General features: G+C 68.9%; 22 protein-coding genes and 1 pseudogene. 8 read left to right on the top strand and 15 right to left on the bottom strand.

The annotated features are described in order from the left end of the window. Position 1 precedes the first annotated feature (1 nt). Complete coding sequence (locus tag BSP109_RS04685; RefSeq protein ID WP_101599536.1) at positions 2–697, bottom strand: uracil-DNA glycosylase; 696 nt, start codon at positions 695–697, stop codon at positions 2–4. 252 nt (positions 698–949) lie between these two features. On the opposite strand from BSP109_RS04685, the gene BSP109_RS04680 reads away from it, so the two are divergent. The 4 genes from BSP109_RS04680 (at position 950) to groL (ending at position 5,314) form a co-directional block, all read left to right on the top strand. Next, positions 950–2,416, top strand: coding sequence for an aldehyde dehydrogenase family protein (locus BSP109_RS04680; protein WP_101599535.1), 1,467 nt, complete (start codon positions 950–952; stop codon positions 2,414–2,416). A gap of 120 nt (positions 2,417–2,536) precedes the next feature. Next, positions 2,537–2,827, top strand: coding sequence for a DUF3263 domain-containing protein (locus tag BSP109_RS04675; protein ID WP_087008812.1), 291 nt, complete (start codon positions 2,537–2,539; stop codon positions 2,825–2,827). An 11-nt stretch (positions 2,828–2,838) separates the two neighbouring features. After that, positions 2,839–3,495 carry a LytR C-terminal domain-containing protein gene (locus BSP109_RS04670; protein WP_101599534.1) on the top strand — a complete coding sequence of 219 codons (657 nt, stop codon included), beginning with the start codon at positions 2,839–2,841 and terminating at the stop codon, positions 3,493–3,495. 184 nt (positions 3,496–3,679) lie between these two features. Continuing rightward, complete coding sequence (gene groL / locus BSP109_RS04665) at positions 3,680–5,314, top strand: chaperonin GroEL (protein ID WP_087008808.1); 1,635 nt, start codon at positions 3,680–3,682, stop codon at positions 5,312–5,314. A 122-nt stretch (positions 5,315–5,436) separates the two neighbouring features. Here the strand turns inward: groL and BSP109_RS04660 are convergent, their stop codons facing one another. Further along, positions 5,437–6,225 carry a DUF1707 domain-containing protein gene (locus BSP109_RS04660; RefSeq protein ID WP_101599533.1) on the bottom strand — a complete coding sequence of 263 codons (789 nt, stop codon included), beginning with the start codon at positions 6,223–6,225 and terminating at the stop codon, positions 5,437–5,439. A gap of 69 nt (positions 6,226–6,294) precedes the next feature. On the opposite strand from BSP109_RS04660, the gene BSP109_RS04655 reads away from it, so the two are divergent. From BSP109_RS04655 to BSP109_RS04645, 3 genes are all read left to right on the top strand, one after another. Next, the gene (locus tag BSP109_RS04655) at positions 6,295–7,041 is read left to right on the top strand and encodes a sulfite exporter TauE/SafE family protein (RefSeq protein WP_087008805.1); all 747 of its coding nucleotides are present in this window, start codon (positions 6,295–6,297) and stop codon (positions 7,039–7,041) included. A gap of 145 nt (positions 7,042–7,186) precedes the next feature. After that, positions 7,187–8,017, top strand: coding sequence for a hypothetical protein (locus BSP109_RS04650; protein ID WP_087008803.1), 831 nt, complete (start codon positions 7,187–7,189; stop codon positions 8,015–8,017). A gap of 1 nt (position 8,018) precedes the next feature. After that, positions 8,019–8,237 (top strand): RNA-binding S4 domain-containing protein, encoded by a 219-nt coding sequence (locus BSP109_RS04645; RefSeq protein WP_087008801.1) that lies wholly within the window; start codon positions 8,019–8,021, stop codon positions 8,235–8,237. 83 nt (positions 8,238–8,320) lie between these two features. On the opposite strand, the gene BSP109_RS04640 is transcribed toward BSP109_RS04645, so the two are convergent. The 11 genes from BSP109_RS04640 to BSP109_RS04590 form a co-directional block, all read right to left on the bottom strand. Then, the gene (locus BSP109_RS04640) at positions 8,321–9,439 is read right to left on the bottom strand and encodes an alpha/beta fold hydrolase (RefSeq protein WP_087008799.1); all 1,119 of its coding nucleotides are present in this window, start codon (positions 9,437–9,439) and stop codon (positions 8,321–8,323) included. A gap of 146 nt (positions 9,440–9,585) precedes the next feature. Then, positions 9,586–10,161 carry a hypothetical protein gene (locus BSP109_RS04635; RefSeq protein ID WP_101599532.1) on the bottom strand — a complete coding sequence of 192 codons (576 nt, stop codon included), beginning with the start codon at positions 10,159–10,161 and terminating at the stop codon, positions 9,586–9,588. 86 nt (positions 10,162–10,247) lie between these two features. Then, a complete protein-coding gene (gene htpX / locus BSP109_RS04630; RefSeq protein ID WP_101599531.1) occupies positions 10,248–11,132 on the bottom strand; it encodes a zinc metalloprotease HtpX in 885 nt (294 codons plus the stop codon). A gap of 101 nt (positions 11,133–11,233) precedes the next feature. Next, a complete protein-coding gene (locus BSP109_RS04625) occupies positions 11,234–11,518 on the bottom strand; it encodes a hypothetical protein (protein ID WP_087008793.1) in 285 nt (94 codons plus the stop codon). Further along, positions 11,515–12,309, bottom strand: coding sequence for a PspA/IM30 family protein (locus BSP109_RS04620; protein WP_087008791.1), 795 nt, complete (start codon positions 12,307–12,309; stop codon positions 11,515–11,517). Before BSP109_RS04620 ends, BSP109_RS04625 begins: the two co-directional genes overlap by 4 nt. A gap of 124 nt (positions 12,310–12,433) precedes the next feature. Continuing rightward, positions 12,434–12,724: a WXG100 family type VII secretion target gene (locus tag BSP109_RS04615; protein WP_087008789.1), complete on the bottom strand. Its 291-nt coding sequence runs from the start codon at positions 12,722–12,724 to the stop codon at positions 12,434–12,436. A gap of 226 nt (positions 12,725–12,950) precedes the next feature. Continuing rightward, on the bottom strand, positions 12,951–14,774 hold the full coding sequence (locus BSP109_RS04610; protein ID WP_101599530.1) for a trypsin-like peptidase domain-containing protein: 1,824 nt from the start codon (positions 14,772–14,774) through the stop codon (positions 12,951–12,953). Then, a complete protein-coding gene (locus BSP109_RS04605) occupies positions 14,771–16,669 on the bottom strand; it encodes an ATP-binding protein (RefSeq protein WP_101599573.1) in 1,899 nt (632 codons plus the stop codon). The genes BSP109_RS04610 and BSP109_RS04605 overlap by 4 nt, the downstream gene beginning before the upstream one ends. A 28-nt stretch (positions 16,670–16,697) precedes the next feature. After that, positions 16,698–17,462, bottom strand: coding sequence for a response regulator transcription factor (locus BSP109_RS04600; protein ID WP_087008785.1), 765 nt, complete (start codon positions 17,460–17,462; stop codon positions 16,698–16,700). Positions 17,463–17,529: 67 nt separating this feature from the next. Then, positions 17,530–19,146 carry an FMN-binding glutamate synthase family protein gene (locus BSP109_RS04595; protein WP_101599529.1) on the bottom strand — a complete coding sequence of 539 codons (1,617 nt, stop codon included), beginning with the start codon at positions 19,144–19,146 and terminating at the stop codon, positions 17,530–17,532. A gap of 120 nt (positions 19,147–19,266) precedes the next feature. Next, positions 19,267–19,944: a CGNR zinc finger domain-containing protein gene (locus BSP109_RS04590; protein ID WP_180959610.1), complete on the bottom strand. Its 678-nt coding sequence runs from the start codon at positions 19,942–19,944 to the stop codon at positions 19,267–19,269. A 110-nt stretch (positions 19,945–20,054) separates the two neighbouring features. Here BSP109_RS04590 and BSP109_RS04585 point away from each other — a divergent pair, with 110 nt between their 5' ends. Then, complete coding sequence (locus tag BSP109_RS04585; RefSeq protein ID WP_257944555.1) at positions 20,055–21,113, top strand: DMT family transporter; 1,059 nt, start codon at positions 20,055–20,057, stop codon at positions 21,111–21,113. Between the two features lie 50 nt (positions 21,114–21,163). On the opposite strand, the pseudogene BSP109_RS17895 reads toward BSP109_RS04585, so the two are convergent. Both BSP109_RS17895 and BSP109_RS04575 read right to left on the bottom strand, forming a co-directional pair. After that, positions 21,164–21,363 (bottom strand): annotated as a pseudogene (locus BSP109_RS17895) (MmcQ/YjbR family DNA-binding protein); the annotation flags it as partial. Positions 21,364–21,484: 121 nt separating this feature from the next. Beyond that, complete coding sequence (locus tag BSP109_RS04575) at positions 21,485–22,285, bottom strand: MerR family DNA-binding transcriptional regulator (protein WP_101599527.1); 801 nt, start codon at positions 22,283–22,285, stop codon at positions 21,485–21,487. Between the last annotated feature and the right edge of the window lie 37 nt (positions 22,286–22,322).

Below are 22,322 nucleotides of genomic sequence, written 5' to 3'. Positions count from 1 at the left end.
CTCAGGCATCCAGCCGCCAGTCGACCGGCGGTGCTCCCATCTCCTCGAGCAGCGCGTTCGCACGCGAGAACGGCCGTGACCCGAAGAATCCGCGCGAGGCGGACAGCGGGGACGGGTGCGCGGACTCGATGCGGGGGATGTCCGCAAGCCGCGGTCCCAGGGACTGGGCGTCCCGGCCCCAGAGGATCGCGAGGAGCGGAGCCCCCTGCTCCGTGCGCCTGGCCACGAGCGCCTCGATGGCGCGGTCGGTCACCTCTTCCCAGCCTCGGCGGCGGTGGGAGGCGGGCGAGCCCGGTGCGACGGTGAGGCAGCGGTTGAGCAGCATGACGCCCTGACTCGACCAGGGGCGGAGGTCGCCGGTCCCGGCGGGTGGGATGCCGAGGTCCTCGTGCAGTTCCCGGTAGATGTTCGTGAGCGACCGGGGCAGCGGTCTGACATCGGGGGCGACGGAGAACGACAACCCGATCGGGTGGCCCGGAGTCGGATAGGGGTCCTGCCCGACGATGAGGACACGGACCTCGGCGAGGGGCTCGCGGAACGCGGCGAGGACGTCTTCGCCTGCCGGGAGGTACCCGCGACCGGCCCGCACCTCTTCCCGCAGGAACTCGCCCATGCGATGGATCGTGGGTTCGACTGGGGCCAGTGCCTGCGCCCAGTCGGGGGCCACGAGGGTGTCCAGGGATACTGGTGAGCTCATGCGACCAGACTACGGCGACGGCGCAGCCGGCATGCGATCACCCGGAGTGCGGTGCGGCTCCTGGTCGGGTCGGCGACCCGGTGCCCGCTCTGTGTCGGTCTGCGGCCCGCCCCGCGCACGGTAGAAGGCCCCGTCGCACACCCGGTGTGCGGGCCTGTGCACCGGACGGGGATCGCGTCTGCGCGCCTGCGTGGATATGCTCGAACTGGTTCAGAGACGAATGCTCGAAGCGATCGCTTTCAAGGAGGCGCAATGACCGGGTTCCCGGAGAAGAAGCACTATCCGATGCTCATCGGCGGCGAATGGGTCGACGCGATCGACGGGGAGACGTCGGACGTCATCACCCCGATCGACCGCAACGTCGTGATCGCCACCATCCCGCGCGGTAAGGAAGCGGACGCGGACCGTGCCGTCGAAGCGGCGCAGAAGGCGTTCCCCGCATGGGCTGGGATGCACTTCAAGGAGCGTCAGAAGCTCATCCTCCGTGCCGCGGACGCGCTCGAGGCGAAGATCGAGGACCTCGCGCAGCTCACCGCGCTGGACACGGGCAACGCGCTGCGCACGCAGGCGCGCCCCGAAGCGCAGACGCTCGTCGACCTCTTCCGCTACATGGGCGGCATTGCCGGTGAGGTCAAGGGCGTCGTCCTGCCCGCCGGGGACGATCAGCTGCAGTACACCCGTCGTGAGCCGCTGGGCGTCGTCGCGGGCATCCTGCCGTGGAACTCGCCGCTCATGATCGCCGGGTACAAGACCCCCGCATCGCTGGCGGCCGGCAACACGCTGGTGCTGAAGTGCGCAGAGGACGCTCCGCTCACGATCCTCGAGATGGGCCGCATCATCGCGGACATCCTCCCGGCAGGCGTGCTGAACATTGTCACCGGCAAGGGATCCGTCATCGGTGAGCGCCTGGCTGTCCACCCGGACGTCGCGAAGGTCTCGTTCACCGGGTCCACTCTGGTGGGCCGTCACATCAACGAGGTCGCCGGTCGCCGACTGGCCCACACGTCGATGGAGCTGGGCGGCAAGTCGCCCACGATCGTGTTCCCCGATTCGGACCTGGACGAGGTCGCGGACCAGGTGGTGCTGTCCACCCGCTTCGCGCGTCAGGGCCAGTCGTGCACGTCCGGTTCGCGTCTGTTCCTCCATGAGGACATCTACGACTCGTTCCTGCAGAAGATCGTGGACCGCGTCTCGACGATGAAGGTCGGCGACCCGCGGGATGAGGCCAGCGACATCGGTGCGGTGAACTCGCAGAAGCAGTTCGACACGATCCAGAGCTACATCGAGATCGGTGAGTCGATGGACGGCGTCGAGATCGCTTACGACGGCCGCAAGACGCTCGAGGTCGGCGAGCCCGGCTTCTACCACGCGCCGGTGATCTTCTCGCGCGCCCGCAACGACTGGCAGACCAGCCAGGAGGAGATCTTCGGCCCCGTCCTCTCCGTCATCCCGTGGAAGGACGTCGACGACGTCGTGGACATGGCGAACGACAGCGAGTACGGCCTGGCGGCGTTCATCTTCTCGAAGGACATCGACCGCGCGCTGTCGACCGGCAACCGCATCCAGTCGGGCTGGGTCCAGATCAACCAGGGCGGTGCCCAGATGGTCGGCCAGTCCTACGGCGGCTTCAAGCAGTCCGGCCTGGGCCGCGAGGCGTCGCTCGAAGGCATGCTCGAGGGCTTCACGCAGATCAAGCAGATCAACGTCAAGCTGCGCTGACGAAGTCCCACCCTCGCCGAGGCGCCGGTCACCCCGCAGGTGACCGGCGCCTCGGTGTCGGAGTGGGGAAATCACAGCGGTGTTCTCCGCAGGTAGACTCTGCGACGGAGGAGGTGTCCATTGACTCAGAAGGCAGACGCGCAGGACGCGCACGGTGGTGACGGCGACGGGCTCAACGAGCTCGATGCGGCGATCCTCGACTTCGAGCGCACGTGGTACTCCTACGGCGGTGCGAAGGACCACGCGATCCGGGAGCGCTTCGACCTGTCCGCAGGCGCCTACTTCCAGCGGCTGGCCGTCCTCTTGGACGACCCGCACGCCTATTCGCACGACCCCATTCTCATCAAGCGTCTGCGCCGAATCCGCGACTCCCGGCAGCGCAGCCGGTCGGACGCACGCATCGCACGCTGAGGAGCTGGCCCGTGGCCTCATACCCTGAAGACGAATTCGACCGCCTCCCTCCCACCGGGCGCCGTGGTGCGCACCGGAAGGAGACGGGCGGGGGCATGCGCGGTGCCTATGTGGTGATCGCGGTGATCGCCGTCGTCGCCGTGCTGCTGGTGATCGGCGTCTTCAACATCATCCGCTCATCGTTCTCGGGTCCCGAGGAGCAGGTGGCGCAGCCGCCTGCTGCGGAGGAGACGGAGTCTCCCGGCGGGGAGCCGGCGGAGGAGACCGAAGAGGCGGTGCCGGAGGTCGACAAGACCGAGGTCTCCGTCGCGATCTACAACGGCTCCGGTGTGAACGGTGCGGGTGCGGAGTACTCCGAGGCGGTGGAGTCGAACGGCTGGACGATCGCGGAGACGACGACGTATGCGACCCCGGACACGACGTCGACCGTCTTCTACGCGGACCCCGCCCACGAGGACCACGCGACGGCCCTGGCCGCGGAGCTGGGCATCGAGCAGGTCGAGGAGTCGGCGGAGTTCACGTCCGACCTCACCGCGGTCATCACCTCCGACATCGCCGAGCAGGGGCCTCCCGGTTCCGAGGGTGGAGCGGCGGAGTCCGAGGGCGAGGGCGCCGCAGTCCCGGATGAGGGCGCTGGCGGCGAGGGCGCGGAGGGCGCACAGCCCTGACCGTTCGCCGACGGCGGAACTTTTTTGCACTCTCGAGTGCCGAGTGCTAAAAGTAGAGCGTGAGCCTCTCTCGACACTGAGGGTCCCGGCCCCTGCGGAATGGAGCAGTGGACGGAGCCCCGCCGTCGCGGGCATGTCGACGTGAGGAGCACATCCACCCCGAAAAGGGAGGCAGCAAGCCACTATGGCAAAGCTCATCGCATTCGACGAAGAGGCCCGTCGCGGCCTTGAAACCGGCCTCAACACGCTGGCCGACGCAGTCAAGGTGACGCTGGGGCCTCGCGGTCGCAACGTCGTCCTGGAGAAGAAGTGGGGCGCACCCACGATCACGAACGACGGCGTCTCCATCGCCAAGGAGATCGAACTCGACGATCCGTACGAGAAGATCGGTGCGGAACTCGTCAAGGAGGTCGCCAAGAAGACGGACGACGTCGCGGGTGACGGAACGACGACGGCGACCGTGCTCGCACAGGCGCTCGTCCGCGAAGGCCTGCGCAACGTCGCAGCCGGCGCGGATCCGCTGAGCCTCAAGCGCGGCATCGAGAAGGCCGTTCGCGCCGTCTCCGACGTGCTGCTCGCTTCGGCCACCGAGGTCGAGACGAAGGAGCAGATCGCTGCGACCGCCGGCATCTCCGCCGGTGACCCTGCGATCGGCGAGCTCATCGCGGAAGCGATCGACAAGGTCGGCAAGGAAGGCGTCGTCACCGTCGAGGAGTCGAACACCTTCGGCCTGGAGCTCGAGCTCACGGAGGGCATGCGCTTCGACAAGGGCTACATCTCCGGATACTTCGTGACTGACACGGAGCGCCAGGAGACGGTGCTCGAGGATCCCTACATCCTCATCGCCAACTCCAAGATCTCGAACGTGAAGGACCTGCTCCCGGTCCTCGAGAAGGTGCAGCAGTCAGGCAAGCCGCTGTTCATCATCGCCGAGGACGTCGAGGGCGAGGCCCTGGCCGTGCTGGTCGTCAACAAGATGCGCGGCACCTTCAAGTCCGTCGCCGTCAAGGCTCCGGGCTTCGGCGACCGCCGCAAGGCGCAGCTGGCCGACATCGCGATCCTGACCGGCGGTCAGGTCATCGCGGAAGAGGTGGGCCTCAAGCTCGAGAACGCCACGGTCGACCTCCTGGGCACGGCGCGCAAGGTCGTCGTGACGAAGGACGAGACCACGATCGTCGAGGGCGCCGGCGACTCCGAGGAGATCGCGGGACGCGTTTCGCAGATCCGTGCGGAGATCGAGGCATCGGACTCCGACTACGACCGCGAGAAGCTCCAGGAGCGCCTCGCGAAGCTGGCCGGCGGCGTGGCCGTCATCAAGGCCGGCGCGGCGACGGAGGTCGAGCTCAAGGAGCGCAAGCACCGCATCGAGGATGCAGTGCGCAACGCGAAGGCAGCAGTGGACGAGGGCATCGTCGCCGGCGGCGGCGTGGCTCTCATCCAGGCGGGCCTCTCCGCGTTCGACTCGCTGTCCCTCGAGGGCGACGAGGCGACCGGCGCATCGATCGTGAAGGTTGCGATCGACGCTCCGCTCAAGCAGATCGCCTTCAACGCCGGGCTCGAGCCGGGCGTCGTGGCGGAGAAGGTGCGCGGCCTCACCGCCGGGCACGGCCTCAACGCCGCGACCGGGAACTATGAGGACCTGCTGGCCGCGGGCATCAACGACCCGGTCAAGGTGACTCGTTCGGCACTGGAGAACGCCGGATCGATCGCCGGCCTGTTCCTCACGACCGAAGCGGTCGTCGCGGACAAGCCGGAGCCGGCTGCTCCGATGGCCGATCCCTCGGGCGGCATGGGAGACATGGGCGGCATGGGCTTCTGATCCCCTGCAGCGGACCGGCTGAACGCCGGGCCGCACGTCGTCAGGGCTGATCGGCCAGAAGCTGATCGCCCGGACGAAGGGCGGGAGCGGTTCCACACGGAACCGCTCCCGCCCTTCGTCATTCAGCCGCGCTCGTCGGAGTCGTCGAGGTCCTGCTCGCCGGGGTCCTGGTCGTCTGCACGAGTCCGCTTCCGGCGGATCTCGCGGCGCTCATCGCTGCGTGAGCGCGGGCCGCTTCCGCCGCCGTACGTGCCGGGGCCCGCGTCGAGTTCTCGCTGCTTCCGGGCCTGCCGCGTGAGCTTCCGTCGACGGTCCTCGATGGTCCGTCGTCGCGAGCTGATCGTGGAGATGACGTTGATGCCGGTGCCCAGCATGACGAAGATCGGCCAGAAGAGGGAGAATCCTCCGCTGAAGAGTCCCACCGCCAGCCAGACGAGCGTCGTGATCGCGCTGGCTCCGACGAAGCTGCTGAGACTCGCGCGGAGCATCTTCGCATAGTGCTCGCGTGATGCGATGTCGATCTCGTCATAGGTCTGGGGCAGAGGGGGCGACAGCGGGTCGTGGGATGCGCCGCGCGACAGAGTGCCGCTGGCACCGGGAGCGGCACCGGTGCGCACCATGCCGGTCTCCGGCGCTGTGCCCCGGTCCAGCGCCCTGCCCTCGTCCGAGTCGGGGTCGATCGGGCGGGCGTCCAGGACCAGATCGGACAGGGAGTCCAGCAGGTCGCCCAGCAGCCGGGCCTCGCCCACGGCCGCGAGCCGTTCGTCGAACTCGTCGCGGTCCAGGCGTCCGTCGGCGAAGGCCTCGCCCAGGCACTCCCGGACGATGTCACGGTCCTCATCCGCTGCGCGCAGGCGTGTGTGCAGTCGTGGATCGAGGCGGAAGCGCGACCAGATGGTGTCCTGCGGCATACAAGAACCATAGACCGCCCGGCGTGGGACGCGTGCGCGTCCCCTCGATTCCCCGTCTAGCCTGAGGGGATGGGCTCCGTCATCATCCTCATCCTCCTCGCCGTCTTCGTCGGTGCATTGGCGCAGCGGGTGACGGGCATGGGGTTCGCCATGGTGTCGGGCCCCTTCCTCGTCCTGCTCCTCGATCCCCTCTCCGGCGTCGTCCTCGTGAATCTCTGCGGTCTCACGTCCTCTCTCATCGTCCTGTGGCGCACGTACCGGGAGGTCGACTGGAGGCTCGCCGCGGGCCTGATCGTCACCTGCGTGCTCGGGACCCTCCCCGGTGCGCTGTTCGCGGTCGTCATGCCGGCGCGCGGTCTGGAGATCTTCATCGGATCACTCATCGTCGTGACGTTGACGCTGTCGCTCGTCCTCAACCGCTTCGCTCCTCCCATGCGCCGCAGCTGGACGGCCGTGGGCGTCACGGGTCTGATCTCCGGCGCGATGAGTTCCTCCGCGGGAGTGGGCGGACCGGCGCTGTCGACCCTCGCCCTGCTGTCCCGGTGGGAGCAGCGCTCCTTCGCCGCGACGATCCAGCCCGTCTTCGTGGCGACCTCGTCCGCCGCCGTCATGTCGAAGCTGCTGTTCGACCCGTCCGGATGGCCCGACCTGGACGGAGTGACGTGGGCACTGCTGCTGGGCGCCCTGGTCGGCGGGCAGGTGCTGGGGGAGTGGCTGTCGAAGATCACGCCGGTGCAGGCGGCGCGCGCCGGGATGCTCACGCTCGCGTTCCTCGGCGGGCTGCTCACGATCGGCCGCGGGCTCGGAGTGCTCTGAGACGAGTCGCGGAGGCTTCTTCGGGGTCGTTGCTCAGAGCGCTTCCAGGATGGACTGCGATACTTGAAGACGGAATGACGCCGGTCCGCACTCCCGTTCGGGAGGACCGTGACCCTCGCGCACACCATCGGAAAGGTGAGTCGGCATGACCTTCGTGTTCCTCCTGCTGCTGGCGGCGATCGCCGCAGCGTTCCTCATCGGCTCCCGCAGGCAGAAGGCCCGCGAACTCGAGGAGAAGGCGGAAGAGCTCGAGCGTGTGAAGACGACCGTCGAAGAAGATGTCGTCGCCTTCGGCGAAGAGGTCGCCGATCTGGACGTCATCACCGGCGGCGTCGAGCTCGATGAGGGCGGCCGCCAGGACTACTCTCGGGCGATCGATGAGTACGATCGCGCCAAGGACCTGCTCGACCGCATCTCGTCTGCAGATGAGATCAGCCACGTGACGGAGGCGATCGAGGACGGTCGGTACGCCGCGAAGTGCGTGCGCGCCCGTGTCGAGGGCGAGCCTCTCCCCGTGCGACGTCCCCCCTGCTTCTTCAACCCGCAGCACGGACCGTCCGTCGAGGACGTGGATTGGGCTCCCGCGGGCGGTCAGCCGCGTCCCGTTCCGGTCTGCGCTGCGGACGCGGAGCGCGTGAGCTGCGGCGCCGAGCCCGCTGTGCGCACCGTGCCCGTGGGCAACGGCCTGCACCGGCGCGCCTACTGGGAGGCCGGTCCCGCCTACGCGGAGTACAACCGCGGCTACTTCAACTCCTACGCGGGCTCCGGCCTGCTCCCCGGTGTCCTCATGGGTGCCATGATGTTCGGCGGCTTCGGCGGAGGCTGGGACGGCGGCGGCATGGACGGTGGTATGGACGGCGGCGGCATGGACGGCGCCGATGCCGGCGGTGACATGGGCGGCGACATGGGCGGAGGCTTCGGTGACTTCGGCGGTGGCGACGGCGGAGGCTTCGACTTCGGCGGCTTCGACTTCTGACATGGAACGCATCGAGATCAGAGACGAAGCCATCACCCTGGGACAGCTCCTCAAGCTCCAGGGGGTCGCCGGCACCGGCGCAGACGCGAAGGACATGCTCGCGGCAGAGGCCGTGAGCGTCAACGATGCGGTCGAGACCAGACGGGGTGCGAAGGTGCGCCCCGGGGACGTCGTCGACGCCGCCGGTGAAGTGTTCACCGTGGTGGCGCGCGAAGCCTGACGCCTCCGGCCTCCGGCCTGCGGCAGGTCGGTCGGGCCGGCAGCTGCGTGAGCTGACCGGTGACTGGTCGAGCAGGCGCGCGGCTACTCGAGCAGGTCGACCTCGCCCACCACGTCGCGGGTGAACGCTCGGACTCGCTGCACGAACTCCCGCGGCCGCTCGATGTGGAATCCGTGGCCGGCCGCCACCCTCTCCGCACGGACGTCGGGGATCAGCATCTCCGCGCGCGCCGCGTCCGCATCATCCATCGCCCCCAGCAGGATTCCGTCCCGCGTCTGCCAGTCGCAGTGGATGAGCAGCGTCGGGCGGGAGATCGCGGACAGGGTGTCTGCGTGGTCGAACAGGTCGTGGAACGCGCCGTCGAAGAACGCCAGGCCGAACATCGGGTCGTATGAGTCGAGTGCACGGTAGACCTCGTTCATCGCCGGCGGCATGTACGGCAGTGTCGGGGGCCTGTCGCGATGCGCGCGTCGTCTGCGCAGCGCATCCGTGCGGATCCGTTCGCCTGCGGGTCCGAAGAGGTCGAAGAGTCGGCTGTGCTCGAGCAGGAACTCGGTGAAGTCCGCAGCGTCGGATGCGAGGAAGTCGCGGCACGGCTGCGCGAGCTCGACGTGGTTCCACGTCGCTTCGGAGCGGGGCGGCACGGAGGAGAAGAGGGGCGGGTCCTCGAGGATGGCTGCGACCACCTCGTCCGGCCGTGCCGCGGCCATCCACGCGGCGATGAGGCCGCCTGAGGAGTGACCGGCGATGATCGTCTGCTCGCCGATGACGCCCGCGATGAAGTCGGCGAAGAGCTCTCCGAGCACCGGACCGTTGTAGAGCTCCGGATCCCAGTCGGAGGCTCCGTGGCCGGGGACATCGATCGCGAAGACGTGGAAATCGCGTGCGAGCGCCGGCATGACGGGTGCCCACGACCACAGATCCGTGCTCTGGGCGTGGATGAGGAGCAGCGGCGGACCGGACGCAGGGCCCTCCACGAAGCGCAGACCGTGTCCGTTCACCATCGTCGTGCGGTCGACGAAGCCTGCGCGCTCGCAGGCCGTGCGGGCGATGCGAGCGTGGAAAGTGTTCCGCGCGGTCCAGAGGGCGGCGGCGCCTGCGGCCGCGCCGGTGAGGACGGCAGCGGTGAGCCCCAGCGTGCGGAGCGGTGATGGTCGCGATGAGGAGTGGATCGACGGGGTCGTTCGGTCTGCAGCCGGCATGCGGTGCCCTTCACGAGAGGTCGTTCGCGGCCAGGCTATCGCACAGACCGGTCGACTTTCCGGAGGAGAGGCCGACTACCCGGAGGAGACAACGGCGGTCCGCAGGTGAGGGACAGCTGCCCGGAAGCGGAAGCGGAGAACGGGCCTCAGCGGTCCATGCCAGGGGCGTCCCACAGCGGTGACCACTTCGTCATGTCCTCCTCGACCGGAAGGTCCTCGTCGAGCACACCGCGCAGCTGGATCTCGAAGGCGCTGTCGCGCTGGTGCTTCGCGCGCTGGACGAACGGGTAGAACGTCCCGCGCTTGTAGAGGTACACCACCGCGATCGTGCGCCCGTCGGGTGCCCGGAAGTACACGTTCGAGCACAGCAGCATCGGGCCGAACCCCTGGGCTTCGAGCGCGGCGTTCACCGCGTGGAGGCTGGTCACGAGGTCCGAGGTGCTCGCCGCCTGCTGCTCGACGACCTGCCACGTGTATCCGTAGCCGTCGTTCACCTGCGTGACGTCCGTGTTGGGATCGGCGGAGATGAGAGCCCGCGCCTCCTGCTCCGCGCGGTCGAACGCACCGCCTTCGACCTCACGGAACGCCACGGCCCCCACCCCGGTCGGAGTGATCCCGGATCGGGCTTCGAGCGTGAGTGCCGCGGACGGCACGGCGAAGAGGTCGTCGAGGTTCGGTTCCTTCGGCTTGGTGCGGCCGAAGAGTGCGTCGAAGAATCCCATCGCTGTGGCTTTCGTGTCGAGGACGGCGGGACGAGCGGAGGACGAGCAGGCGTGAGCTGACGCGGTGTCGCCACGGCCCGCAGTCGTCAGAGCTCGGTGGAGAGCTGGTTGCTGATCTTGTCGAGCTGGGCGAGGCGCTTCTCCAGGCTGGGGTGCGTGGAGAACAGGCTGCCGACGTTGAAGAACGCCAGGTGGGATGCACCGGCGGTCTGCCGGAGGTCCTGCTGCGGCATCTTCTGCGTCTGGCCGCTGATCTTCACGAGCGCGGAGGCCAGCGTCGACGGGCTGCCGGTCAGCAGCGCGGCGGCGCGGTCGGCGGCGAGTTCCCGGTAGCGCGACAGGACGCGGATGAGCAGGAAGCTGAGCGCGTAGACGACGACTCCGACGAGCATGAGGAGCAGCTGGATCGGCACGCCGTTGTTGTTGCGGCCGCCGCGGGCGAAGAGGAACGACCGCATCATGAGGCTCGCGACGATGCCGGTCACTCCTGCGACGGTCATGACGGTCACGTCGCGGTGCGCGACGTGGGAGAGCTCGTGCGCGAGCACCGCCTCGACCTCCTTGGGCTCCAGCTCGTCGAGCAGACCGCGGGTGACGGCGATGACGGAGTGCGCGGGGGAGCGCCCCGTCGCGAACGCGTTGGGGACCCGGGTGTCGGCGAACGCCACCTGGGGCTTCGGCATGTCAGCCTGCTGGCAGAGCCGGTCGACCAGGCTGTGCAGCTCCGGGGCCTGCTGCGGGCTGACGACGCGTGCGCCCATCGCCTTGATCGCGACCTTGTCGGAGAAGTACCACTGGAACCAGAAGATGCCGACGGACAGGAGGACTGCGATGACGACGCCGCCGGTGCTGCCGCCGAGGATCCACCAGATGGCGGCGATGAGGACCACGTAGATGAGCCCGTTCAAGAACATCGTGAGGCCCATGCGGGCAGACAGCCCCGCGTCCTTCGTGAAGCGCGTGGGCGCCATCAGCGGCTCCTTTCGCGTGTGCCGGTGAGTCTGTCGTATGCGGTGCGGTCAGCGGACGGAGACAGCTGGGCCGGGCTCCGAAGAGCCCGGCCCAGCATCCGTCAGACCCCGTTGGGGATGAAGCCCTCGCCGCTGAGCATCTCTCGTATCTCTGCGAGCGTCGCGTCCTCGCCGGGCACCAGGATGTCGGAGGTGCCCAGGTAGTCGTCGGCCACCCGCGCCCCCTTCGAGGTGATGAAGTCGTGCAGTCGGTGCAGTGCGTCGCGCACAGTGGACTCATCGCCCACGTCGACGGCTCGCTCCACTTCGTCGTCGAAGCTCTGCAGGGCAGTCTGCTCGACGTCGGACAGATCGAACTGGCCTTCTCCCATGATGCGGATGATCATGCCTGTGCACCTCCCTGTCCGGTCTGCTCGCCTGCGTCGGTGACATCAGCGTCCTCCGCTTCCAGCGCGGCGCGCGGGCCGCCTGCGGAGCCGCCGGGGAGCGCCTCGCGCATCCGCTGCAGCTCGATCTCGACGTCCTGGTCGGATGACAGGGCATCCAGCTGTGAGCCGATGTCGTCCCGGGGGGTGCCGGACAGGTCGTCCAGTGCGCCGGACGCGAGGAGCTCGTCCACCGCACCCGCACGTGCCTGCAGGCTGGCGGTCTTGTCCTCGGCCCGCTGGATCGCCATGCCCACATCGCCGAACTCCTCGGAGATGCCGCTGAAGGCCTCGCCGATCTTCGTCTGGGCCTCTGCGGCGTTGTACGTCGCCTTGAGGGTCTCCTTGCGGGTCCGGAACGAGTCGACCTTCGCCTGCAGGCGCTGGGAGGCCGTGGTGAGCTTCTGCTCCTCCTGCACGAGGTTCTGGTGCTGTGCCTGCAGATCGTTGATCTGCTGCGTGAGGCCCGATCGGCGGCTCAGGGCTTCGCGCGCGAGGTCCTCGCGGTTGACCTCCATCGCCTTCTGGGCCTGGCCCTGCAGCTTGCCCTGCTGCTGCTCCAGCTGGCCCATCTGCAGTTCGAGCCGCTTGCGGCTCGTTGCGACGTCCGCGACACCGCGGCGTACCTTCTGGAGGAGTTCGAGCTGCTTCTTGTACGAATAGTCCAGGGTCTCGTTCGGGTCCTCCATCCGGTCGAGGGCCTTGTCCGTCTTCGCGCCGAATATTGTCTTGATGCGCTGGAAGATGCTCATGTGCGTGGGGTCTCCGTTCTGACGTCTCGCAACTCCGCGACGGAGGAGCCGCGTGCAAGCGCGTGTGCAGCTTGTCCCCCACACTAGTCGGTGTGCCTGGCAATTTCTGTGGCCGGTCCATCACTCAGGGTGAGAACATCCGCGTGTTCGCCGCTTCGACCTCCTGATACTGCTGACCGGCCATCCTGAGCGCTTCGTTGATGGAGCGGAGTGAGTCGTGGACGCTCGTCTGCACGCTCCGCCACTCCTCGGCCGCCGACTGGAAGCTCGACGCCGCGGTGCCCTGCCACGTGTCAGCGAGCGATGCGAGGTCGTGCATGAGCGCATCGACGCTCGTGGCGATCTCATCGGATCTGGTCTGGGCGGATGACGCGGTGGCGAGCACTCGGTCGGAGTCGACGTGGAACAGGGACATGGGGCCTCCTCGAGGACAGGAACCCTCCCGGCCCTGCATGCCGCATCAGCAGGACCGGGAGGATCCGCGGCGACGATCGCCGTGGGACCCATGCTCGGAGACCGGCGACCGGTGCGGAAACGCCGGTGGCCGCCTGTGGACGGCGCGTGCTCGTCCACAGGAGGAGTGTGCGCGTGTCCGACCGCGCGCGGTCACCGCTGTGACGCACTGCCGGCCGGCCGGCGCCTCATCGAGCTTCGAGAGTCGCCTGCAGCGTCTGCTCCTGGCCATCGCGGATGACGGTGAAGTCGACGGGCTCACCGGGCGCGGTCGACCGGACCAGCGCCTGCAGGGCCACGCCGTTGTTCACCGGCTTGTCGCCCATCGCGATGATCTCGTCGCCCTCCTCGAACCCCGCAGCGGCGGCGGGGGTCCCGTCGTTGACGGATTCGACCCGGGCGGACCCGCGGGAGACGCCCTGGGCGTCGACGGTCGAGTTCACCATCGTCACGCCGAGGAACGGATGCTTCGCCTCACCGGTCTGGATCAGCTGGTCGGTGATGTACGTGGCCTGCTCGACGGTGATCGCGAAACCGATGCCGATCGAACCGCTCTGGGCCTCGCTGGAGGACGGGTCCGACAGGGTGGCGGCGGAGGAGTTGACGCCGATGACCTCCCCGTTGCCGTTGACCAGCGGACCGCCGGAGTTGCCCGGGTTGATGGCGGCATCGGTCTGGATGGCGTTGGTGATCGTCATCTCGACCTCCTGCTCGCTCACATCGCCGATGTTCTGCGTCGACACGGGGCGGTCCAGTGCGGACACGATCCCCGTCGTCACGCTGTCGGCGAGTCCCAGCGGGTTGCCGAGGGCCATGACCGGGTCGCCCACGAACATGTCTTCGGACGATCCGATGGGCAGGGGGGTGAGGTCCTCCGGGACGGTCTCGAGCTTCAGGACTGCGACGTCCGTCTCCGCGTCACGCCCCACGAGGGCGGCGGGGATCATCGAACCGTCGGTCATGACGACCTGCACTTCGCCGCCCTCGGTGTCTGCGGGGGCCACGACGTGGTTGTTCGTGATGACGTGGCCCTGGTCGTCGTAGACGAAACCGGAGCCGAGGCCGGAGACCTCGCCGTCCACGCCCACCTGGATCGCGGCGACGCCGGGGGTGGTCTGGTCTGCGATCTGCGCCCAGTCCGGCGTCTCCGTCGACTGGCTGATCGAGCGGTCCGACTGCCCCGGCGAGTCCTGGGACGGCTGGGACGCGACCGGGGAGGCGTCACCGGACAGGAGCCATGCGCCCCCTCCGCCCAGCGCCCCGCCGACGATCGCCGCAGCGACGGCGGCGGCGATGAGCGCGCCCCAGCCGGGACCTCGGCGGCGGGGCCTCTGTGCAGACGGGGGAGGTCCGCCCGGAGGCATCTGGCCGGAGTGGTGAGCGGGGGCCCCTGCGAAGGCCGCGGTCTGGCCCTCGCCGCCTGCGGTGGGCTGTGCTCCGGCGGGCTGTCCGCCGGCGGGTGCCGCGGGACCGGCGTGGGGGACCGGACCCGTGACCGGAGCGGACCCATCGTGCCCCGTGTGACCGGGTCCTGAGTGGCCGGGTTCTGGGTGTCCGGGTCCAGAGTGTCCGGGTCCCATGCGACCGTCAGCGGCGCTGCTGTGACCACTGTGCAGTCCACTGCCGTGATCACTGCTCTGTCCGGGTCCCTGTGCAGGGTTCACGCGAGGGATCGCTCCGGTCGCCAGTCCGGCGGCCGGGGGAGGAGTCTGCGAGGAGTAGCGTGCACCTGCCGCGCCGTACGGGTTCTGTGCGCTGCCACCGGACCCTCCGTCGTCGGGCGAGCCGATCTGCGGGACGAGCGGCGAGGTCTGCCCGTCCGGGGCGTGTACCGACTGTCCCGGATGCGCCGGCCGGTCCGAGGACGCGGACGGCGGGGGTGCCGACGGCGGTGCCGGGGCGTCCGCCGGGAACGTGTGCCGCGAGTCGCTCACCCGCCGACCCGGCGGAGGGGTCGGCGCACCCGGATCGCGCGGGACGGAGGGGCGCGTGGGATCCGTGGGCTGACTCATGGGATGTCCTTTCGGGGTGTGGCCTGAGATGTGGCCCGGCTGGCCTGTCGGCGGACCGAATCAGGGCCGGGCACCGGCATGTCGACGCGGAACGTCGCGCCGCCGCCGGGGGTGGGGTGGACGGAGATCGCACCGGAGTGGGAGTCGACGATCGCCTTGACGATCGACAGCCCCAGACCGGACCCGCCCGTGTCCCGTCCGCGGGAGGAGTCGAGCCGGTAGAACCGCTCGAAGATCCGTGAGACCTGGTCGGGGGCGATGCCCTCGCCGTGGTCGCGCAGTTCGAATCTGACGCGTCCGTAGGGGAAGCCGGACAGGTCCTCGCCCAGTTCCAGCGGTCCGGTGACGAAGGGGTTCGAATGCGTGACGCCGCTGGTCGGGATCGCCTGCGACGGTGCGTCGCCGGACGGCACCGACGCCGAGGCGGTGGTGCCGTGGGGCCCCGTCGGTGACGGGCCCGCGGACTGCGCGGACGGTGGCGTGTCCTGCTGGGAGGAGGCCGCGGCGTCGGGGGAGGGGGCCTCGGCGGGGGGCTTCTGCCCCCACGATGTGGGGAGGCGCAGGAAGTTCGGGACGGGAAGCCCTCGCTTCCGTGCCTCCGGGCGCCGTGCCTCCGCCGGTGCCTGCGGAGCCTGCTGCTGGTGCGGGACATCGACGACGCCCACGGCGAATTCGATCTCGGTGCCCTCCGTCGTGTGCCTCACGGCGTTGCCTGCGAGGTTCACGATGACCTGCCGCAGACGTGCTTCGGATCCCAGGATCATCGGTGTCTGCTGGGCGTCCTCCCCGTCCAGACCGATGAAGCTGATGTCGCGGTCCGGGGCCTGGGCGAGTGCGTCCGCGGCACCGTCGCGGACCAGCCGCGTCATGTCGACCGGGCCGATCTCCGTGGGACGGCGCTCGTCCAGCCGTGCCAGCTGCACGAGGTCCTCGACGAGCACGGTCATCCGCTTCGCCTCCGACTCCATGCGCCCCATCGCCTGACCGATCTGATCCGGGTCCGTGAGCGCCCCCTGCCGGTACAGCTCTGCGTACCCGCGGATGGTCACGAGCGGGGTGCGCAGCTCGTGGGAGGCGTCGGACACGAACTGCCGGATGCGCTTCTCCGACTGCTTGCGGCCGTCGAAGGAGTCCTCGATGTGGCCGAGCATCGTGTTGAGAGCGGCGGACAGCCTGCCGAGCTCCGTGTTCGACGGGTACGTCGACACCCGCTGGGAGAGGTCGCCGGCTGCGATCTTCGACGCCGTGTTCTCGATGTCGTGCAGCGGACGGAAGGTGTTCGTGATCGCGAAGTAGCCCACGCCGGCGACCAGAGCGAGGGCGAGCATGCCGATCCCCAGCACGGTGTTGCGGGCGCGCTCGCCCACCGCATCGATGTCCTGGTCGAACGGGACCGCGATCGCCACGAGCAGCTGCGAGTTCTCCACGCGCAGCGCGCGGACGCGCCACTGGGACTGCGAGCCGTCGGTGGTGAAGGGTGCGCCCTGCATCGTCGTGACGGTCTGCTGGTCGATGACGGGCAGCTGCGGCTCGTTCCCGTCGAGCGGGGCGACGGGGCTGTAGACCTCGCTGCCCTCGCTGTCGTAGAACTGCACGTAGTACGTTCCGGGCAGCAGCTGCCTCAGCGAGTCCTCCGTGGGGGACCGGTCCTCGGAGCTGGCCAGCGGAGAGGGTGCGAGGACGGTCTCCGCCGCCTGGATCGCGAGTGCCTCCGATGCCTGGATGAGCTGGGCGTCAGTGCGCTCGATGAGGCTGGACCGGAGGTTCTCCAGCACCCACGCACTCGTGCCGGACAGCACGACGAGCATGAGCGTCATCATGATCGTGAGGAGCTTCGCGGTGAGCGACCACTCCTCCCAGATCACGCGACGGCGGCGCTTGGTGTGTCGGGTCACGTGCACGGGTGCTCGCGGAGAGCAGTGATCACTTGGAGTCCGGGGTGCGCAGCATGTAGCCGACGCCGCGCTTGGTCTGGATCATCGGGGTCCAGTCGACATCGATGGGGTTGCCCGCCTCGTCCGATGTGGGGGCGACGTCGATCTTGCGGCGCAGGTACGAGATGTAGGACTCGACGATGCCTGTGTCGCCGCCGAAGTCGTACTCCCACACGTGGTCGAGGATCTGCGACTTCGACAGCACGCGGTTGGCGTTGAGCATGAGGTAGCGGAGCAGCTTGAACTCCGTGGGGGACAGGTCGATCAGGATGCCGCCGCGGCGCACTTCGTGCGTGTCGTCGTCGAGCTCGAGTTCGCTGACCTCGATGACCGCCGTCTCCTCGTCCTCTGCACTGTGGGTGCGGCGGAGGACGGCGCGGATGCGGGCGACGACCTCTTCGAGGCTGAACGGCTTCGTGACGTAGTCATCGCCGCCCACCGTGAGTCCGGTGATCTTGTCGGAGGTGTCGTCGCGGGCAGTGAGGAACACGACGGGGATGTGCTTGCCGGCCTGGCGGAGGCGGCGCGTCACGGCGAATCCGTCCATGTCGGGGAGCATGACGTCGAGGACCAGCAGGTCCGGCTCCTTCTGCTCCGCGATGCGCAGGGCATCGGTCCCGTTCGCGGCGGACAGCACGTCGAAGCCCGCGAAGCGGAGGCTCGTGGACAGGAGCTCGCGGATGTTGGGTTCGTCGTCGACGACAAGGAGTGTTGCCTCGACCTCTGCGGGGGTGTTCTGCTGGGGGCTTTTCATGGTATCCAGTGTGACGTTCGAGTCTGGGAGTCTCCTGAGTCAAGGCTGGACGTGAGTGTGCGCCCCGTCACATTCTCCCGGAGGGCGTGATGGGTTCCGGGATGGCGCCGAAGCGGTCGGCGTCCGCACGCTCCCAGTCGCCGGCCCAGCCGCGCGGCGGGGCGTTGAGGAGCTCGTCGGGCGCGAGCCAGTTGTAGAGGGATGCGTAGGAGACGACCTCGGTCTGTGAGATGCGTCGCCGGAGCATCGTGGGCGAGAGCTCCTGCGGTCCGCGGGCGCCGAGCGTCGCGATCATCTGTGCGACCTCCTTGACGGTCGCCTGGTGGTAGCGGAAGACGCGCTCGCCCTTGGTGGCCGGGTCGAGGCCGCGGTAGTAGCGGGGATTCTGCGTCGCGACGCCGGTGGGGCAGCGATCGGTGTGGCACTTCTGCGCCTGGATGCAGCCGACGGCCATCATCATCGCGCGGGCCGACATGGTGAAGTCGGCGCCCTGGATGAGCCGGCGGACCACATCGTGCCCGCTGCTGATCTTGCCGGCCGCGCCGATCCTGATCTCTTCGCGCAGTCCTGCGCCCACCAGCGCGTTGTGCAGGATGTGGAGCCCTTCGATCAGCGGCGTGCCCATGTGGTCCTGGTACTCGAGCGGGGCGGCGCCGGTGCCGCCCTCCGATCCGTCGACGATGATGAAGTCCGGGCGGATGCCGGTGTCGATCATCGCCTTGCACATGGCGAGGACATCGATCCGTGTGCCGACGCAGAGCTTGAAGCCGACGGGCTTCCCGTCGGACAGCTCGCGCAGTCGGCCGATGAACTGCATGAGCTCGCGCGGTGTGGAGAAGGCCGTGTGTCCCGGGGGAGAGATGCAGTCCTGGAAGGCGGGGACTCCGCGGATCTGCGCGATCTCCTCCGTCACCTTGGGCGCCGGGAGGACGCCGCCGAGGCCGGGCTTGGCTCCCTGCGACAGCTTCACGTTGATCATCTTCACGTGCGGGTGCAGGGCCTTCTCACGGAACGCGTCCGGATCGAAGTCGCCTTCGCGGGTGCGGCATCCGAAGTAGCCGCTGCCGAACTCCCAGAGGAGGTCGGCTCCGCTGTCCAGGTGGTAGGAGGTGAGTCCGCCCTCCCCGGTCTCGTGGAGGAAGCCTCCCTTCGCGGCTCCGGCGCTCATTGCGCGGACTGCATTCACGGACAGCGAGCCGTAGCTCATCGCGGAGATGTTGAGGAGGCTGGCGTCGTAGGGCTGTGCGCACTGGGGGCCGCCGATCGTCACGCGGTGCTCCTGGGCGGCCGGGGGCGCGGGGAGGGTGGCGTGGGTGAGGTACTCGTACCCCGGCTGGCGGACCTCGAGCTCCGTGCCGAAGCTCTTGACCGATGCTCTGCCCTCTGCCCGGTCGTAGATGAGGGCGCGCGCATCGCGGTCGAAGGGCTTGCCGTCCCAGTTCCGCTCGATGAAGTACTGCTGGATCATCGGCCTCACCTCTTCGAGCATGAAGCGGCCGTGCCCCAGGAGCGGGAAGTTCCGCAGGATCGAGTTCTTCGGCTGGGCGTAGTCGATGATCGCGACGATGAGGAGCGCTGCGCCGACGGCGGCGAGGATCCACCACCACGGACTGATCGTCAGAGCGAGCACCGCTCCGGCGAGGGTGAGAAGGGCCGGCAGCGCTGCGAATCCCAGGAGTGACATGGGTCCAGCGTAACGATCGGAGGGCGTCGTGGTCGGAGGGCGTGACGGTCGTCCTGCCGACGCAGAGTGCTCGTCGTGCTGGGGCGGCGTCCGCTATAGCTGCACCTATAGCTGCACCCGCTACGACGTGAGGCGCGCGCGGTACGCGGCGACGTGGGTGCGGTTCGCGCAGTTGCCGCGATCGCAGAACCGCTTGGACCGATTGCGCGACAGGTCCACGAAGAGGGCGCTGCAGTCGTCGGCGGCGCAGCGGCCGATGCGGGAGACCTCCCCGTCGATCACGGCGTCCGCCAGGGCGATCGCGATGTCCGCGGCGGTGCGGACTGCGATCCCCGCTTCGTTCGGCACGGCGTGGAGGTGCCAGCCCCACCCGTCATGGCGCTGCAGCTGCGGCAGCGTGTTCGTCTCCTGGAAGAGGGCGTTCGCCAGATCCGCGGCGCGGGCGACGGTGGCGCTGGCGGCGGCCTCGTGCGCGTCGGTCGCCTTATGCGCGTCGGTCGCTTCATCGATCTCTGCGGTCCCTGTCGCTTCGGCGGCTGGGGCCTCCGCAGCGAAGGCGGCGCGGAGGCGCTCACGCAGGGCGTGCAACCCGGAGGCGTCATCGGCGGTGACGCGGACCGGGGGAGAGAAGCCGTGGGTCAGCGCGAAGTCGCGGACGTCCGCTTGCGTCACGAGCGTCTCGCGGTCCAGGGCGGAGTTCGCGAGTGCGGCGATCAGTCGCAGGATCGACTGCGTGTGGACGGAGAGGGGCATGCCGACGATGGTGGCACAGAATGCGCGCGAAGTCAGGACCGTCACGCATTTGACTCATGACGGTCGGCTCGTGTTCGATGTGGGTGCACTGACCGTTCGACGTGTGTCGTGCGATGTGCGCGCATCGCCGCAGGGCTCCCGAGGAGGACTTCGCCGTGAACCGCACTGCTGTGGGCTTCGGGCTCGTGCTCCTGTCCGCGTTCTTCTTCGCCGCGTCCGGTCCGTACGCGAAGGCGATGTACGCGTCCGGCTGGTCCCCCGGCGCGGTCGTCCTGCTGCGCCTGCTGGGGTGTGCGCTGGTGCTCCTGATCCCGACGATCATCAGTCTGCGCGGTCGGTGGCGCGAGGTGGTGCGGGGGTGGCGGACCGTCGTCTCGTACGGCGTGGTGTCGATGGCGGGAGTCCAGCTGCTGTACTTCCTCGCGGTCGAGCACCTGGCGGTGGCGGTCGCACTGCTGCTCGAGATGACTGCGCCCCTCCTCATCGTGTTCTGGCTGTGGGCGACGACGCGGATACGTCCCGCGACCGTCACCTTCGTCGGGATGGCGGTGTCACTCGTCGGACTGGTGCTCGTCCTGGACCCGGGCGGCTCGGAGCTGTCCCTGGCGGGAGTCGTGTTCGCGCTGGGCGCGGCCGTGTGCCTGGCGAGCTATTTCATGGTCTCCGCCAAGGTCGAGGTGGATGTCCCGCCCGTCGCGCTCACCGGTCTGGGGATGGCCGTCGGCACACTCGTGGTCGCGGGTCTCCTGCTGCTCGGAGTCCTCCCCGCGGACTTCTCCACGGCGGACGTGACGCTGGGGGCGTCGCCGTACAGCTGGGTCGTCCCGATCCTCATCATCGTCTTCACCACGGTGGGCGCCTACGTGTGCGGGATCCTCGGCCTGCGGATGGTCGGCGCGACCGTCGGGTCGTTCGTGAACCTCACCGAGGTGCCCTTCTCCGTCATCGTCGCGTGGCTGGTCGTCGCAGAGCTGCCCTCGGTGATACAGATGTACGGCGGGATCGGCATCGTCGTGGGAGTCGTGTTCATCAAGTGGGGCGAAGTGCGTCAGGAGCGGCGGATCCAACGGCGCGTAGTGCTGCTGTCCGATCCCGCCACGGGCCCCCTGTCGATCGTCGAGGTGTCCGACGATCGCGCCGTGGACGCCGGGTCGGGGGCGTCCCAGTCGAACGGTCGCGCTCGCCGCGGCAGGGATTCGACGACGAGCCGGTAGGAGTCCGTCACGAGCTCCCGTACGAGGTCCGCATCGATCGAGGCGCCGGTCGCCACGCTGACCCAGTGGCGCTTATTCATGTGATAGCCCGGGCGATCGAGGGGTGCTGCCTGCGCAGCGCCTCCCCGTCCTCCGGTTCCGCCTTGAGGGTGATGACGGGCTGACCGCGCTGGGTGTCGTCGACGCCGTATCCGCTGCTGGCCGCCGGCACGATCGTGAGCATGAGGAAGACCCTCTCGCGGACCTTCATCACTTCGTGGTTCGGTCCGAACGGCCACCCCGCCGAGGTCCCCGGCAGCTCCAACGCACGGCTGCGTGCGAATCCGTGCAGCTCGTCACCGTTCACGTCCGGCTCCTCTCGTCGGTCGGGCTCACCCCACCGTAACGGCGATCTCCACCCTCCAGTCCTCGGGCGAGGTGCCGGTCGCCGTCTGACGCAGTTCGCGAGAATCTGCGAAATCCGCCGCAGAGGGATGCGTTGCGACGGCGTCCAGCAGGCCGACCAGGGCGGGGTGGGTCACTCCATCGGGAACGTCCTCGCCGGGCGCGGGACTCCAGACCGCGCACAGCTCCGTGCGCGCGGGGAGTTCGCCCACTTCGACGGACCCTCCGCCCCACCCGGAGGGAAGGCGACGGGAGGTCGGCAGGCAGCAGGCGAGTTCGATGGTCTCCCGGTCGCGGATGCGCATGGAGATCCACAGGGGGCCGGTCGGCTGGACGCCGTCGGCAGAGAGCAGCTGCCAGAGATCGGCCATCGCCTGCTCGACCAGCTCATCCGACGTGTCGTCGTCCGCGGTGAGCACTGCGGCGACGTAGGGCTGGGCGGGCTTCGCCACTTCGGTCACGTCGACCGGCTGGTCAAGCGATCGCAGCAGGGACTGCGCGCGCTCGAATGCCCGATCCTCCGCATCTCTCTCCGCGAGCACCCGGGCGCGATGGTCACGCAGCGCCCGCAGGGGTGATGCGGTCGCGACTGCGGCCTCGGGAACGGACACTCCCGCGTCCCGCAGCGTCCCCAGCACGAGTCCTCCGCGCACCTGGTCCTCGGTATATTTCCGATACCCGGTGAAGGGGTCGACCGAATCGGGCGCGAGCACTCCGCGCTCGTCGTAGTGGTGCAGGGCCTTCACACTCAGCCCGGTGAGGGCGGCGAACTCTCCGATGTTCATCATGGGTCCAGAATCCGGCCTCCCCTCACAGGAGGGTCAA

Origin of the sequence: Brevibacterium sp. Mu109, assembly GCF_900169375.1 — a bacterium.
GTDB classification, from domain to species: Bacteria; Actinomycetota; Actinomycetes; order Actinomycetales; family Brevibacteriaceae; genus Brevibacterium; species Brevibacterium yomogidense_A.
This window is presented reverse-complemented; position numbering and strand designations above follow the sequence as displayed.